The 15382-nt window shown below is 69.0% G+C and carries 15 protein-coding genes; 8 read left to right on the top strand and 7 right to left on the bottom strand.

Annotated elements, in window-relative coordinates; all coding sequences use genetic code 11:
- Positions 1-466: 466 nt before the first annotated feature.
- The 3 genes from QH470_RS04660 to QH470_RS04650 form a co-directional block, all read right to left on the bottom strand.
- Entirely contained in the window at positions 467-1669 is a 1203-nt protein-coding gene (locus QH470_RS04660; protein ID WP_280271006.1) for a cation:proton antiporter, read from the bottom strand.
- 4 nt (positions 1670-1673) lie between these two features.
- On the bottom strand, positions 1674-2156 hold the full coding sequence (locus QH470_RS04655) for a cation:proton antiporter regulatory subunit (protein WP_280271005.1): 483 nt from the start codon (positions 2154-2156) through the stop codon (positions 1674-1676).
- Between the two features lie 132 nt (positions 2157-2288).
- Positions 2289-3206, bottom strand: coding sequence for a helix-turn-helix domain-containing protein (locus QH470_RS04650; protein WP_280271004.1), 918 nt, complete (start codon positions 3204-3206; stop codon positions 2289-2291).
- Positions 3207-3360: 154 nt separating this feature from the next.
- On the opposite strand from QH470_RS04650, the gene QH470_RS04645 reads away from it, so the two are divergent.
- Both QH470_RS04645 and QH470_RS04640 read left to right on the top strand, forming a co-directional pair.
- A complete protein-coding gene (locus tag QH470_RS04645; protein ID WP_280271003.1) occupies positions 3361-3567 on the top strand; it encodes a hypothetical protein in 207 nt (68 codons plus the stop codon).
- A 64-nt stretch (positions 3568-3631) separates the two neighbouring features.
- Positions 3632-4435 carry an SAM-dependent methyltransferase gene (locus QH470_RS04640; RefSeq protein ID WP_280271002.1) on the top strand — a complete coding sequence of 268 codons (804 nt, stop codon included), beginning with the start codon at positions 3632-3634 and terminating at the stop codon, positions 4433-4435.
- Between the two features lie 1416 nt (positions 4436-5851).
- Here QH470_RS04640 and QH470_RS04635 read toward each other — a convergent pair.
- The 3 genes from QH470_RS04635 to QH470_RS04625 all read right to left on the bottom strand — a co-directional run bounded on the left by QH470_RS04635 (position 5852) and on the right by QH470_RS04625 (position 9055).
- Complete coding sequence (locus QH470_RS04635; protein WP_280271000.1) at positions 5852-6523, bottom strand: hypothetical protein; 672 nt, start codon at positions 6521-6523, stop codon at positions 5852-5854.
- A 99-nt stretch (positions 6524-6622) separates the two neighbouring features.
- Entirely contained in the window at positions 6623-7969 is a 1347-nt protein-coding gene (locus QH470_RS04630; protein ID WP_280270999.1) for a lipase family protein, read from the bottom strand.
- 150 nt (positions 7970-8119) lie between these two features.
- Positions 8120-9055 (bottom strand): oxygenase MpaB family protein, encoded by a 936-nt coding sequence (locus QH470_RS04625; RefSeq protein ID WP_280270998.1) that lies wholly within the window; start codon positions 9053-9055, stop codon positions 8120-8122.
- A gap of 160 nt (positions 9056-9215) precedes the next feature.
- Here QH470_RS04625 and QH470_RS04620 point away from each other — a divergent pair, with 160 nt between their 5' ends.
- The 6 genes from QH470_RS04620 to QH470_RS04595 all read left to right on the top strand — a co-directional run bounded on the left by QH470_RS04620 (position 9216) and on the right by QH470_RS04595 (position 14073).
- The gene (locus QH470_RS04620; protein ID WP_280270997.1) at positions 9216-9863 is read left to right on the top strand and encodes a TetR/AcrR family transcriptional regulator; all 648 of its coding nucleotides are present in this window, start codon (positions 9216-9218) and stop codon (positions 9861-9863) included.
- A gap of 173 nt (positions 9864-10036) precedes the next feature.
- Positions 10037-11467: a hypothetical protein gene (locus QH470_RS04615; RefSeq protein ID WP_425302603.1), complete on the top strand. Its 1431-nt coding sequence runs from the start codon at positions 10037-10039 to the stop codon at positions 11465-11467.
- Positions 11464-11883: a FixH family protein gene (locus tag QH470_RS04610; RefSeq protein ID WP_280270995.1), complete on the top strand. Its 420-nt coding sequence runs from the start codon at positions 11464-11466 to the stop codon at positions 11881-11883. The genes QH470_RS04615 and QH470_RS04610 overlap by 4 nt, the downstream gene beginning before the upstream one ends.
- A gap of 40 nt (positions 11884-11923) precedes the next feature.
- Positions 11924-13039, top strand: a complete 1116-nt coding sequence (locus QH470_RS04605) for a hypothetical protein (protein WP_280270994.1) — start codon at positions 11924-11926, stop codon at positions 13037-13039.
- A gap of 41 nt (positions 13040-13080) precedes the next feature.
- Positions 13081-13587, top strand: a complete 507-nt coding sequence (locus QH470_RS04600) for a hypothetical protein (RefSeq protein ID WP_280271010.1) — start codon at positions 13081-13083, stop codon at positions 13585-13587.
- A 33-nt stretch (positions 13588-13620) separates the two neighbouring features.
- A complete protein-coding gene (locus QH470_RS04595; RefSeq protein WP_280270993.1) occupies positions 13621-14073 on the top strand; it encodes a MarR family winged helix-turn-helix transcriptional regulator in 453 nt (150 codons plus the stop codon).
- A gap of 7 nt (positions 14074-14080) precedes the next feature.
- On the opposite strand, the gene QH470_RS04590 is transcribed toward QH470_RS04595, so the two are convergent.
- On the bottom strand, positions 14081-15211 hold the full coding sequence (locus tag QH470_RS04590; protein WP_280270992.1) for a lipase family protein: 1131 nt from the start codon (positions 15209-15211) through the stop codon (positions 14081-14083).
- Between the last annotated feature and the right edge of the window lie 171 nt (positions 15212-15382).

Here is a 15382-nt window from a genome sequence, read left to right as displayed (position 1 = left end):
CCGATCCGGCGTCATCGACCCACCCGCCCTGCTCTTGGTCGTCTGCGCCCGAAAGAGCACCTCCGGCGGAGAGTGTCTCGTCATCGACGGACGCGACGTCTACGCCGACCTCACTGCGAACCGCCCTGAAGCCTTACCCGTCCTATCCCGTCCTCGCACAGTACTTTTCGGAGGCTCCTCCGGCTATCTACGTCTTGCACAATCACCGTTGGCTACACGGCCGTACCGCGTTCAACGGCGAACGTGTCGTGTACCGGGTGAGCCTCGACCCACATCCAGAGTTCGCGATTCCGTCCGGATTCGAGATCGCCGGTACTGCCGCGGTGGGTTGATGAGCGCAGGTAGGGGAGGCAAGCCGCCACGCACAACCCCGCCCCCCGCCGGGGGGGGGGGGGGGGGGGGCCGGCGGCGGCGGGGGGGGGCGCGGGGGTGGGGGGCCCGGCCCCCACCAGCCGGCGGTGACCGCTCAGCCGGCCGGGCTGCGGTCCCCGACCCGCGCGGGACGACGACGGTCGACCCACACCAGGATCGGCTCCGTCACGCGGGCGGCGATCGGTCCGAGCACGGCCATCAGCAGCACATAGGTGGTGGCCAGCGCCGCGAACTCGTCCGGCACCGCCCCGGCGGCGACGGCCAGTCCGGCGATGACGATGGAGAACTCGCCGTGGGCCACCAGCGCCGTACCGGCTCGAGCCCGGCCGTAGCGGGAGGCTCCGGCGCGTTTGGCCGCCCACCAGCCCGTCGCCACCTTCGTCACCACGGTGACCACGGCGAGCACGACGGCCCAGCCCAGCACCGGCGGAATACTCTTCGGATCGGTGCTCAGGCCGAACAGCACGAAGAACAGCGCGGCGAACAGGTCGCGCAGCGGTTCGAGAATCTTCGCCGCGGTATGGGCCGTGGTGTCGGAGATGGCGATCCCGAGCAGGAACGCGCCGACCGCGGCCGAGATCTGCAGCGTGGAGGCGACCCCGGCGACCAGCAGCGCCGAGCCGAGCAGCTTCAGCAGGAAGATCTCGCGATCCTCGCTGTCGACGATGGCGGAGACGAACCGGCCGTATCGCAGCGCGACCACCAGCACCACGGTCACCGCCACCAGCGCGATCCCGAGCGTCTTCAGTCCGGAGACGAAGCCGACCCCGGCCAGCACCGCGGTCAGCACCGGCAGGTAGCCCGCCATCACGAGATCCTCGAACACCAGGATCGACAGAATCGTGGGCGTCTCCCGGTTGCCGACCCGGCCCAGATCGTTGAGCACCTTCGCGACGATGCCCGACGAGGAGATGTAGGTGACCCCGGCCATCGCCACCGCGCCGACGAATCCCCAACCCAGCAGCAGCGCGACCAGCACACCCGGTGTCGCGTTCAGCACCAGATCCACGACGCCGGCCAGCCAGGAGGCCCGCATCCCGGTCACCAGCTCGGCGGCACTGTATTCCAGCCCGAGCAGCAGCAACAGCAGGACGACCCCGATCTCGGAGGCGAGGTGGATGAACTGATCCACCTGATGCAGTTGCACCAGCCCGCCGGTGCCGAAGACGAGGCCGCCGATGAGGTACAGCGGGATGGGCGACATCCCGATCCGCGCCGCCAGCCGGCCCAGCAGTCCGAGCCCGAAAAATACCGCGCCCAACTGCACCAGTGCGAGCGCGGTGTCCTGTTCCACCACGGGCTCAGCCGTCCGCGAGGATATCGGCGGCCGCCGTCAGGCCCGCCACGGTACCGACGATCACCAGCGCGTCCCCGGCCGCCAGCACGAACTCCGGGCCGGGCGACGGGATGGGATGCCCGGAACGCACCACCGCGACGACGGAAACCTTTGTCCGCGTACGCATCCGGGTGTCGCCCAGCGGGCGGTCGACGAACGGGGAGCCGGTTCGGATGCCCAGCTGCCGAGTGGTGACACCGTCGAGATCGCGGTGCTCTTCCTGCAATTGCGCCACCAGTTGCGGCGCGCCGAGCAGGTTGGCCAGTACCGAGGCCTCGTGCGCCGACAGGGAGATCTGATCGGTCACATCGGGGTTGCTGGGCTTGCTCACGATCAGGTCGATCGTGCCGTCTTTATGATCGATGACCCCGACCCGCCGCCGGGAAGAAGCCGACAAAAATTCCTTACGCACACCGATACCAGGTAACGGTGTCACTTCAACATTCACACATCCACCCTAATCACGACACCGCAGTTCGTCGTGCCGCTCTAGTGCGCGAATGCCGTGTGGAGGCCGAAAGTTGTTGGCATGCAGAACATTTCGCAGAATGCCCACGCAGCCTGCGGCGATACCCTTCCGCTATCGGGCAGCGCGCGCGGATCGGCCGGTGGCCAGCGCGGTGATCAGCTCCAGGCTCTGATCGGGCGGACTGGCGTGCACGCACAATCGGTCCCAGATCGCGTGGTAGGCGTCCAGGTCGGCGCGGCGGTCGAGGAACTGCGCGCCGGTGGCGTGATGCAGGTGGACGATGTCGCCCAGGTCCTGTTCGGCGAAGCGCAGCAGTGTGAACGGGACCGAGCTGATCGCCGGACCGCCGACGTGGTCGGGCACGATCTGCACGATGGCGTCACCGGCGGCCGCGACCGCGGCCACGTGGTCCAGCTGGTCCTGCCACACCCCCGTGCCGCCGAACGGCCGGCGCAGCACCGCCTCCTCGATCACCAGCCAGACCTTGGGCGCGCCCGGACGCTGCAGCAGGCGCTGCCGCCGCATCAGCAGCTCGACGCGGCGCTGGATATCCGCGGTCGGACCCGGCCGGGCGATCGCGGCCACCGCGTGCGCGTAGGCCGCCGTCTGCAGCAGGTCCGGCAGCACGCCCGGCGAATACGAGCGCAGCAGCGCGGCCGCGTCCTCCAGCGCCAGGTACGTGTCCAGCCGCTGGGCCCCCAGGTCGCCGTCGACCTGCCAGCGGCCGGTGGCGTTGGCCCGCTTCGCGAGGCGGAGGAAGTCGGCCCGGGTGTCTGGATCTTCGACTCCGTACAGCGACAGCAGATCGTCGATGTCGATGGCCCGGAACCCGACCCGCCCGGCCTCCAGGCGGCTGATCTTCGAATGCGACGCGCGAATGGCCCGGCCGGCGGCCTGCCCGCTGATCCCCGCGGCCTCGCGCAACCGCCGCAGCCGCGTGCCCAGCACCAGCCGCAGCAGGGCCGGGTCCGTCCCCGGCTCGGTTCCACTCCCCGGAACCGCCGCCCGGGCGGCATTACTCTCGATCACAGGCGCCTCCTGTCGCGTCGCGGTAACGCGTCATCGAGTGTGCCACAACAGCTTAAGTGATACCTACGTACGTACGCACGTGCTTCTGCACGTGCATATGCACGGTAGAATGGAGACGCACATATCGGGACCGCGCCATGCGAGGGGGACACCCGTGACCGAGGCCATCGGCACCACCGCGGCGGCCGCGCACTCGCGCACCGGCCGCGTCGGAATACTCGACGTAACAAGGGAATACGGACTCACCGCCGTGCGCGAGCGGATCGCGCAGTTGCGGGCGGCCGGGCAGCGGCACGCCGCGCTGGCCATCGAGCGCGAACTCGAACTCGCCGGTGTCCTCACCACGCCGGACGCCGCGTGAATCCGAGTACGGAAAGCGCGTAAAGCCTTGCGTGCGAAAGGAGCCCGGCGGGTAGCATGAGCCGATGACCCAGGACCGGGATGTGCTCGCCGCGATCGACATCGATACGCCCCACGCGGCACGGATCTGGAACTACTGGATGGGCGGCAGCGACAACTACCCGGCCGACCGCACCGCCGGAGACGCGGTCGCCGCGGTCTATCCGGACATCGTCCGAATGGCCCGGCTGTCGCGGGAGTTCCTGGTCCAGGTGGTGAGCTATCTGGCCGGGGAGGCGGGCATCCGCCAGTTCATCGATGTCGGCACCGGCCTGCCCACCATGCAGAACACCCACGAGGTGGCTCAGCAGCTCGCCCCCGAGTCCCGCATCGTCTACGTCGACAACGACACGCTGGTCCTCGCCCACGCCCGCGCCCTGCTGACCAACACCAGCCCACAGGGTGTGACCACGTACGTGCACGCCGACTACCACGACCCCGATCGGATTCTGGCCGAGGCGGAAAAGGTCCTCGACTTCACTCAGCCGACGGCGGTGCTGTTCATGGGCGTCCTCGGCTACGAACCCGAACTGGACACCATCCGCGATATCGTCGCGCGCCTGATCGCCCCGACCCCCGCGGGCAGCTACCTGGTGCTGTGGGACGGCACCGACACCGGATCCGCCGTCGTCGCCGGGAGCGAACGGCTGGTCCAAGCCGGCGGCGCCCCCTACATACTGCGCAGTCCCGAGGAGCTTTCCAGCTGCTTCGCGGGGCTGGAACTGGTGGAGCCCGGCATGGTGCCGATCACCGAGTGGCGGCCGCTGCGGCACCGCATCGGCATGACCGAACCACTCGACGCCTACGGCGCCGTCGGCCGCAAGCAATAGCACGACGCGTCCTCCCCACCCTGCCGGTTCCATTCACTCCGCACCGGCCGGGCGCGGGTTCCATCGAGCGCCCGACTCCCAGGACACCGGTGGCCGCACGTGATATACCTCGCATGTAGCGCCGATCCGGCGCAGTGAAATCACAGTTCGGAGGCTGGGGGCGTGACGGGAGCCGCTGATCGACTGTTGCAGATTCGAATGGCACTGCTGGAATGGCTGTATGGGGAGCTGCTGGCCGGCCGATCGGAATCCACTCCCACTCCTGCGGCACTCCAGGCCCACCTTGATAAAAGTGTTTTGCTACCCAGTCGTGATGAACTCGCGGCCGCGGCGCGGTGGCTGACAGACAAGGGTTATGCGACCAGCACTCGCACATGGCAGCCGGGCGGAGCCCGATTACGCATAACGCCAGAGGGTGAGCGAGTCGCAGGATTGCCTGGAGGTATACGAGACGCCGAACAGGCAACGCCACAGCCCTCCGCTGTATCGACCATTTACAACATCGAGCGCCCACAGGGCAGCGTCATTGTTGCTCACGATAGTGACAATGCGATTCAATCGGCAGCCGTCGGCCCCTCGGAATCAGAAGCTACTCGGTCTGTCGAAAAGCATCGACACAGGTCGGTCATGGTTGCGACGTGGGCCGGATCGATCGCCGGCATTGTCAGCGTTGTGGTAGCGCTCCTCGTCTGGTCACCGTGGAAGGAACGTCCGAGCGGCAATAGCGCTGGTACTGGTACGCAAGTACCCCTCACATGGACAACCGACCGAGGAATCAGCAATTGTGGCACGTACCTATTCCGCGAGAACATTGACGCCCTAGGCCCGCCGCCCGCACGCGATAATTGGGCCGAATGGGTCCGAAGTCACGACGGCATAGACGCCGGGAATTATGGCACATTCGGCACCGTGAGCCGAGTGAGTCTGACACTTGCCGGACGTAACAAAACTCCGGTGACATTAACAGAACTAAGCGTAGAATCGGTTGACCGCAAGCCTGGCGGCATAGCCGGTACGGTTATCACCGGGCAATGCGGGGGCGAAACAATCGGAAGACTTGTAGAAGTCGACCTCGACCGATCGCCGCCAAAGATTGTGGCATCGTCAGATGACCCCGATACGATGTGGGGAGCCGACATACAAACTACGCCGCTTCGGTTTCCGTACAAGATCACCGACACGGACACGGAAACCTTTTTGATAATCGGTGAAACGAAGAACTACTCTGCCTGGAGAATTCATGTCCGATGGAGCAATGGAACCGAATCCGGCGAGTCCGTTATAGACGATCATGGGTCGCCGTTCGAAACCTCTCCGCCGGCTCGAGGGTCACCAGAATTCTATTCGACCGGCTCGACGTGGCAGCCTCGGGAACCGAATTAGTTTTAGTTGCAGCGCGATGAGGCTGCTCCTCGGCTAGTCGGTGGGCTCTTCGCTCAGGCGGGTGGCGAAGGTGCGGAAATGTTCGGTGGGGTTCAGGTCGGTTTCGCCGTTTCGGTGGGTGGTGGTGGCGGCCAGGTCGAGGGTTCCGTTGTGCCACCAGTAGACCCAGGGGTTGAGGGGGTGGGGGTCTTCGGCGTGGCAGACGCGGGCGAGTTGGGCGAGGACGGTTGCGGCGGCGGCCAGTTCGGGGCCGATGATCGGGTAGGCGTAGATGTGCTGTTCGGAGGGGAGGATCAGGACGGCGCCGTGGGGGCCGGTGACCGGGTGGTCGCCGAGCCAGCGGGCGTGGGCGGTCAGGTATTCGGGGCCGGACAGGATGGACATCGGGGGCAGGCCCTCGGCGAGCGGGACATCGAAGTCGCCGTGGCGGATTCGGACGCCGCCCGCGGCGCGGACATTGTGTTCGGCGAGGGTGAACAGGTCGAATTCGCCGATCGGCCAGCTTCGCAGCATGTCGAAGGTGACGGGGGTGACCGCGCCGGCGCGGTCGACCACGACCCGTTGGATCAGGCCCGGCGCGACCACCCGCCGCACCACCTCGGGCCCAGCGGCGGCGGTGGAATACAGCCGGGTCCGGAGCAGCGGCCGCACCGTCGCGAAATCGGTGTGGTCGAGCCGCAGCCGATCATGGTGTGCGACAGACATTTCGCTGCTCCCCGTTCCGTGACTCGGTGCCGCGGACGCGAGACACGTCCACCCGAGACCTCGATTGTGACCTACCGCGCCGACAAATCGGGGACCCGGTCAGGCGCCGGGGAAGTCCGGCGGCAGCGGCGACGGGTAGTCCAGCTTGAACTTCGGCCCCGGGGGCAGGCCGCGCAGGAGCGCGCTGATCCACGCCGTCGCCGGTAGCCAGCCCGCGACCGCGTTGGTGAGGTGCTCGGGCAGCGGCATGGTGTAGTAGCGCAGATCCGCGCCCCGCCGCCAGTAGTCGTTCACCGTCGGCAGCACGATCGACGACGGAATCAGCTCGTCCCACACCCCGTTCCACCACAGCAGCGGGATATCCGGAATGTGCTTACCGAGGCTCTGACTGCGCAATACCTCCTGGATCGCCGGATCGTTCAGCCCCTGCGAGCCGGGCGCGTAGTACTCGCTGATCGGCCGATACATTCCGGTGAGCGCGGCCGAATAAACGCAGCGGCTGTTCAAATCCGCGATGATCTGCTGCCCTTCGGCATTCAGCAAACGGCGAGGATCGAACTCGACGGGGAATTCCCGGGCGAGTGCGGCCGCGCCGAGCCACATGGTGAAACTGCTGATCCCGGTGACGCCGGGCCGCGGCACCGTGGCGTAGTCGGCGATGGCGGCGAGATCCGGTGGCGCACCGCCGAATGCGGCGCCCGCGATACGCACGTCCGGCGCATAACTCTGGCGCAGCTCGGCCGCGCGGGCGGTCGCCGACCCACCCCCGGAGAAGCCGTACATGGCGATCGCGGAATCGCGCAGCCCCAGCGCGGCGTCGTTCTTCATCGCGCGCAGGCTGTCGAGCACCATCCGGCCCTCGTCATAGGTGTTGAAGGTGTTGAACTTGCCGTCGAAATCGGGCACGTTGAACGCGAAGCCCTGCGCGATCCAAAACTGCGCCAGCGCAATCTCTTTGAACGTGCCGGTCTGCAGCGTGTGCGACGGATTGCAGGCCGAGTCGGTGGAGTCGATGGCCTCCTGGAACGACACCACCGGCCGCGGGCTGCCCACCCAGGGAATCCCCGGAACGATGACGGTGGTGGCGGTCGCGATCGGATTGCCGTGCACGTCGGTGGACCGGAACAGCAATTGCTTGCTGAACACCGGCACCGGAATACCCAGCAGCCGCGTCTGCACCTCGCGGGTGCGAATGATGTCGCCCGGGAGCAATTCCGCCAGATTCGGCGGATCGGCGTACCAGGAATCGTTGTCGGGCGCCGGAATCGGCAACGCGTCGTAGATATCCGGCTCGCGCGGCAACTGCGGCAGCTGATTCTGATCCGATGGGAACGAGGGCGGGAAGCCGGGATCGGCGAATGCCGCCCCGCTCCCGCCGACCACGCTCGCCACCAGCGCACACGCCGCGGCCAGCGGCAGCACTCGACGACCCAGAGCTGTCCTCATCGACAACACACCCCATCCACCGTCCCGTATTCCGGAAGGTTGCTCGACCGCGGCCGATATAACCGCTGACTGCACCCTACGACCGCCGCTTCCGCGCCACTATCGGCAGAAATTCGACTTCGGCGAGACCCATTTGTTCGAATGCACAACCTAGCTCGCGCGGGCGACGGCGCGGCGGCCGTAGCGGGCGCGCGCCTCGGCGGGCGTGATTGTCTCCGGCTCGGCCGGAGGCTCCATTTTCAGGTGCTGTTCGAGGATCGCACCGGCCATGGGTGCGATCAGCGGGGCGCTCTTGATCAAGCCGTAGGACTTGAAAAGGGTTGCCGACCAGACGATTACGCGGGCGGGTAGCTTCACCGCGAGGTCCACGATGCCCGGCCGGTCGTAGCGGCCCAATCGGCGCATCCAGCGCGGCGTGATCGCGACCGAGGCCAGCGACAGCAGGCGGCTGCCGAAGTAGTAGGTCCAGCCCGAGCCGTTGGCCCGCGAGGTCCACAGCAGATGATGCATGCCCTCCTCCGCCCGCTCGGAGGTGCACAGCCGCGGGCGCACCCGCTCGAAGTACTCCCGGAGCTCGGCGCGGGAACGGGGCACGTCCTCCGCCCGGCAGGTCTGTAGCTCGGCCGCGATCGCGCATTCCGCCCAGTAGCGCGCCTCCTCCTCCGGACTCAGTCCGGGCCCGAACTCCTCGTAGGCCTTCAACACCGAATGCCAGCCGGTGAGATGGATCCACAGCTGGGTCTCGGGGCTGTTCGCGCTGTAGCGCTGTCCGCTGATCGGCTCGGTGCCGTTCATCTTCGCGTGCACCTGCCGCAGATGCTCCGACGCCTGGATCGCGGTCCGGCCGTCGCCGACCGCCACGATCAGGAAGTAGGCGAAGGTGTTGTCGAGCCGGCTGCGCGGATCGGTGTAGATGCCGCGCGAGTCGGCGACCGCCGCGGTGAGGAACGGGTCGAAGTGCTCGAGCACCACCGCGCGCTGGAAACCGATCACCGCGGTCGGTGCGGTCCAGACCTTCCAACTCGGCGAGCCGGGCCCGAAGAACCCGTAGTCGTCCCGGCGAAGGGTGGTCGGATCGAAGCCCATGGCTCCTCCTTCGTGCGCTGACCCGCCCCGACGGCGAATACAACGTCACCGTAGCAATCGCGGCGATGGAATACAACGGCCTCGTAATATTCGATTTCCCGACGGTTACCCCCACCGGCGGCCGAGCTGACACTATGGATCGCGTGGAGGTGAGACGGCAGTGACGAAACCGCGCCCGGCGACCGATCGACCGCGCCGCCGCTACGCGCCGCGCCTGCCTCCGGAGCAACGCCGCGAACAGGTGCTGGACGCCGCGTTGGCGGTGCTCGGCCGGGTCGAGTTGCACGAACTGAGCATGGAGGCCGTCGCCCAGGCGGCGGGCGTGGGAAAACCCGTGCTGTACACGGTGTTCAAGACGCGCGCCGAATTGGTGACGGCGCTGCTGGAACGCGAACGCGAACGCGGCCTGGAACAAGTGGCCGACACGCTACCGGCGGACCTCGTCGGCGCGGACCCGGTGGTCGCCGCCTCGGCGGCGGTGGAGACGTTCGTCGGTGTGGTACTGGCGAATCCGACGCGCTGGCGCCTGATCCTGACCAGTCCGGGTAGCGCGCCCGACGAGTACCGGGCGGCCCTGCGCAGTTCCCGGACCGGCATCTTCGACCAGGCCGAGGCGCTGGTGCGGATGGGCGCGGCCCTCGACTCGCGGTGGGCGGACGTGGATTCCGCGCTGCTGGTCAACGCGCTGCTCACCGTGGCCGAGATGCTCGGCCGCCTCGCGGTCTCCGATCCCGACGAATACCCTAGGCAGCGACTGGAGGACTTCGTCCGGTCCATCGTCGGCCTGCTGCTGCGCCCCGAATCCTGAATCGCCGGCTTCTGGCGGGAATCGGCCGGTGAAACCGCTTGCCGGGCACGGCATAATCGGTTTGGTGCAGCCGCTGTCGACATCTCGCGTCACTCGTATCCGCTGGTCGACAGCCGTGCGGTGGTCGGGGACGAGGCGCGCGATGCCCGCGGCAGTTCGCAGATCTCGCTGACATGCGGTGCGTGCGCGCCGCGGTGGCGGTGATCGGTGTCTGCCTGCTGACGGCGCTGCTCGGCGGACCGGTGGCCCACGCCGACGGCGCTGCCGCCGGAGCCGATCTCGCCGTCGCGCAATCGCTGGGCGATCGGGAATTGACGGTGATCGTGCGGCGGGCGCAGCCGGTTCCCGGGCCCTTGCGCGTCGACGTCGTCACCCACACCGGTACTGCCCCAGGCACTCTCGCGCTCGGTGCCGTTCCCGTCGACCGCGCGGGGCCCGGCTCGTCCACCACCGTCGAACTGGGCGAGCGCGCCGGTCCCTATCCGGCGACGCTGCGCGTGGACCACGCGGGACCGTGGGAGCTGAGCGTCGGCGACGGCGTGCGCACCGCCCGGATTCCCTTCGTCGTGGCGGCGCAGGTCGTGACACCGTGGGAACGCGCGGCGTACGGCGGCTTCTTCACGGCGGGTGCGCTGCTGCTGATCTCCGTCGGCACCGCACTGGTGTCCAAGCGGGGATGGATCACCCTGCTGCCCGCCGGTGCGACGGTGGCGGCCCTGACGGTGGGCATCACCGGCGCCGTCCTCTCCGCGGGCGCCCCGCCGCCACGGCCCACGGGCAGCCTGCTGGATCCGACCTCGGCCACCGTCGGCGATCCCTATCCCGAACGCGATCTGCCGATGACGACGAATTACTCACGGCCGCCGGTCAATCTGACCTCGAGCGTCCGAGGCGAAGCGGTCGCGGGGCGGCCCCTCGATCTCGTCTTGTCGCTGACCGACAGCGCCACCGGCCGTCCGGTCGACGATCTGCTGGTCGCCGACGACGCCCTGGTACATCTCATGATCGTCGGCCCGGCCGACCGGCTCTGGCACCGGCATCCGATCCGCACGGCGCCCGGTGTTTTCGAGGTCCGCATCGTGCTCCCGGAATCCGGCGACTACGCCGTCGCCGCAGAGCTCTCGCGCCGCGGCGGCGGAGTCCAGTTGCTGCGGTCCGCGATTCGCGTCTCGGGCTCGGCCGCATCGCCACCGCGAAACCCGGCGCCCGCACCGTCCGAGGCCCGAAACGCCTTGACCGCAACCGATCTCAGCGCAGGCGTCCCCGGCACCCTCACCGCTCGATTCGGCGGACCCGCGGATCTCCAGCTCTGGCTGGGCATGCTCGGCCACCTCATCGCCGTGGGACCGCAGCCCGCGGACGTCCCCGCGGGCGCGGCCGCCGCCACCGCACCGATCTGGGCGCACGCGCACGCCATGGCGCCGATGCTCGGCCCGGGCGCCCAGCCGCCGGACGAGACCGTCGCCGCCTACGGCCCCGACATCTCCTTCACCTACACCTTCCCCCTGCCCGGCCGATACCTGGTCTGGGCCCAGGCCGAACGCGGCTACTCCGTACTGACCGCCCCGGCCGTGGTCGACGTGAAAGCCGGTGCGCCCCAATGACAACCGACCATCCCCGCCGGAAGAGACGAGACATCCTCCTCGCCACGGCCGTATTCGCCGTGATCGCCGGCGTCGCCACCTGGCTGTTGTGGCCGGGCGGCGAAGACGCGGCGCAGCGTATTCCGGCGGGGCCCTACTCGATACGGCTGGCGAGCACACTGCATCCGGGAGCCAACGCGGTCGAATTCGACATCACCGACCGGCAATCCGCTCCCGCGCAACCGACCCGGGTGACCGTGGCCCCCGCCATGCCGCAGATGGGTCACGCCGTGCCGCCCGTCGCGGCCACGGCGACCGGACCGGGACGCTATCGCGCCGACCTGGACCTGCCGATGTCCGGACAGTGGGAGATCACCATCGACCTGGCCGGCCCGGACGGTTCCGGCACGGCCACCTTCTCCGTCAGAGCCACCTGAAGCCATCCGAGTCGTCACGAGAGAAAACGGGAGCAGCCCAATGGATCTGACCGTCTCCGCAGCGGGGGTGAGCGCGCCGGTCGCCGCCCGCGGCACCGGCATCCGGCCCTGGCTGCCCGCGTCCGTGCTATTTTTCGCCACCATGACCTGGGCGGTCGGCGCCACCTGGGACATCCAGTGGCACGCCGACGTGGGCCCGGACACCTTCTTCACCCTGCCGCACCTGTTCATCTACGCCAGCGCCGCGATCGCCGGATTCACCGGTCTCGCGGTCATTCTCGCCACCACCGCGGCCGGACGCGGTGGGCGCCCGGTGGATTCGGCGCTCGGCGGGCCGGGCATCGGGGTCTTCGGCCGCACCTTCACCGCACCGCTCGGCTACCTCGTGACCTGTCTCGGCGCGGCGTCGTTCCTGCTGTACGGGCTGTGGGATCTGTGGTGGCATTCGCTCTACGGCTTCGACGCGGTGATCGACTCGCCGCCGCACATCGGACTGTTCCTGTCCAGCACGGTCACCTCGGTGGGCACGGTGATCGTGTTCGCGGCCGCCCGCGAGCACCGGTGGGGACGGCTCGGCACGCTCGCGAGCCTCGGGCATCTGGTGGTGTCCAGCGTGATCACCGCGCTGGCCGTGCAGCAGCTGTCCACCGGCACGGTGCGGTGGACCACGGCGGTCACCGCCTTCATCGTCGTGCTGCTGCTGACGACCGGCGCGGGCTTCGGCCGCTGGGGGGCGACCGGGGTGGCCGCCACCGCGGCGCTGGTGCAGGGCGTGTTCTGGTGGTTCGCGCCGTGGGCGGCCCAGGCCTACGCCGATTTCGTGGATCTGCCACTGCGCGAGAACATTCGGATCATCCCCTCCACACCGTCACTGGTGCCGCTGTGCCTGCTGCCCGTGGGTGTCGGCATCGACCTGTTGCTGCGCAACGGACGGGCCGGGTGGCTCCCCAGCCTGGCCGGTGGGCTGGGCGGGCTGGTCATCGCGATCTGCGCGCCCTGGCAGACCGTCCTCGTCCGCGACGCCCGGCTGCCCGCCGTGGCGGTCATCGTCGCCACCGCGATCGCCGGTGGCGCGCTCGGCGCCCTCGGCGGCTTCCTCGGCCGACGGTTCGGCGTCATGCTGCGGCTCGCCGCCGCGGAAGGAGACCGCGCGTGATCACCAGACTGCTGTCGGCCGCGGCCACCCTGCTGCTCGCCATGGGCCTGGCCACCATTCCCGCCGGAAGCGCGGGCGCGTACGAACCGGTCGACATCGCGCACACCGAGCACGTCCAGGCCGGGCCGTACGGGCTCACCGTCGGGTTCAGCACCTGGCCGCTGCGCGCGCTGCAATCGCTGGACTTCACCTTCATCCCCGACGGCGGCATCGAGGACAAGACCGGCACGCTCACCGGAATCAGGCCCGACGGCCGCGCCTTTCGGCCCGACCCGCTGTCCCGGCATCCCCGCAAGCGCGATGTCTGGGGTCTGGACGTGCAATCCCTGGAGCAGGAGGGCAACTGGACCTTCCGCTTCGAGATCGACGGCCCGCAGGGGCACGGCGTCGGGGAACTGCGCGACCTGGCCGTCCTCCGCCAGCCGGGCCCGCCCCTCGGTCTGAGCTGGGCGCTGAGCACCCTTCCCCTGCTCGGGCTGGTGTTCTTCCTGGCCTACGCCTGGCGTCGCACCCGCCGCCACGACCGCGAACCGGTGTCGGTGGCCTAGGGACGTCCGCGGCCTATGCGCGAAACTGAAGGGATGCCGACCGACGACGGCCGCCCCGGGCCACCCGCGACCAGCGCGTCCATTCTCGTGCTCACGCTGGCCAAGCGGGTCGAGAGCGAACTCGGCGCCGCGCTCGCGCCGCTGGACCTCACCATCGCCCGGCTCGGGCTGCTCGGCCACATCGCCGGGGTCCCCGGGGCCTCGTTCAGCGATCTCGCGCGCATGTCGGGCATCAGCGTGCAGAGCGTGCACACCGCGGTGAAAGGCCTGGTGAGCGCGGGCCTGGTGCGTGATCGCACGGCGCGTGCCGGATCGGCGTCGACGATCGAACTCACGGCCGCGGGCGCCCGGCTGCTGCGGTCGGCCGAGCAGGTCGTCACGGAGGTGGACGAGCGGTTGTTCGGCGCGCAGGCGGAGCCGAGACAACGGCGGGCAGGGCAGGCCATGGTCGCCGCGTTCTTCGAAAAGACGCCCGGCACAGGCTGATCAGCGGTCAGGCGGTGCGCTGCCGGGCCGGTGCCCGCTCGGCGAAACGCTCGGCGAGGAACTGAAAAGCCTTGGGGGCGAAGGAGAACGCGCCGCCGATATGCTCCCGCGCCATGGTCACGAAGGTGACATCGACGCCGAGACCGCGCCAGTCCCGGTACAGCGCGGTCATCTGCTCGAACGGGATGACCTGTTCCTTGGTGCCACCGGCGAGCAGCACCGGGGCCGCGGGCGGGATCGCGCCCAGCCGATTGTCCCGCAGCCGCGCCAGCACCTCGGGCACCTCCAGCGGGTGACGGCGCACGTACCGGGCCGAGCGTGTCGGCAGCACCAGGCTGCCCGCGATACCCAGCGCCGCGCCCGGCAGCACATGGGTGCGGCGCAGCACCGCGGCCAGCGCCCGTCCGGCGGGGTTCAGCAGGGCCAGCACGTCCAGTTCCGGATAGGCGGCGTCGATGCCGAGCAGAGCGTAGAACAGCAGGAACGCGTAGCGGCCGCCGTCATGATGCTCGAACATCCCCTCCAGATCGGCCGGCGCGGAGCCGACCGCGCCGCCGTCCAGCGTCAGTTCCGGTGCGTAGCCGGGCTGGAGTTGCAGCGCCCAGCCCGCGGCGCAGCCGCCCTCGGAGTAACCGAAGATACCCAGCGGCCCATCGGGTTCCAGGCCTGCCTCGTCCACTTGCCGTGCGGCGCGGATGCTGTCGAGCACGGCCGGTCCCAGCGCGCGTCCCATCACGTAGGGATGCGAGCCCGGATTACCCAGCCCCGGATAGTCGGAGATCGCGACCGCCCAGCCCCGACGCAACGCCTGAGCCAGGAACAGCGACTCGTACTCCAGCCCGCACCGCAGCTGCCACGACGCCGCGGAGACATCGGCGAGACCCTGAGTGCCGACGGCGTATCCGATCAGCGGGCGCGGACCGTCGGGGTAGGGCGTCGACGGCACCAGCACGGTGCCGGTGACCTCGGCCGGTTCGCCCTGCGCGGTGGTGGTGAGATAGCGGATCCACCAGGCTCGGGCCGGAAGGCGAAGTCCCGGAACAAGATACGCGCGGATCGGCCGGGCCTCCAACAGCAGGCCGGGTCGGCCCTCGCCGACCGTCGCGATCGGTCCCGTCACGGCATGTGCGGTCACCATTGACCCGCCTTTCGACTCCGGGTAGCCGACTACGCCGATCTGACCCATTCACGATCATGATGGCACAGTGCCAACAAGAAGACGAGACACCGACCGGCATACCGTCTCGCACGATCCGATCACGGACGGGCAAACGGCCGCGAGAATGCGCCACAATCAACAATATTCGCG

Origin of the sequence: Nocardia wallacei (assembly GCF_029868745.1) — a bacterium.
In the GTDB taxonomy this organism is placed as follows: domain Bacteria; phylum Actinomycetota; class Actinomycetes; order Mycobacteriales; family Mycobacteriaceae; genus Nocardia; species Nocardia wallacei_B.
The sequence above is the reverse complement of the archived record's forward strand: the minus strand, read 5'-3'. Positions and strand labels throughout refer to the sequence as shown.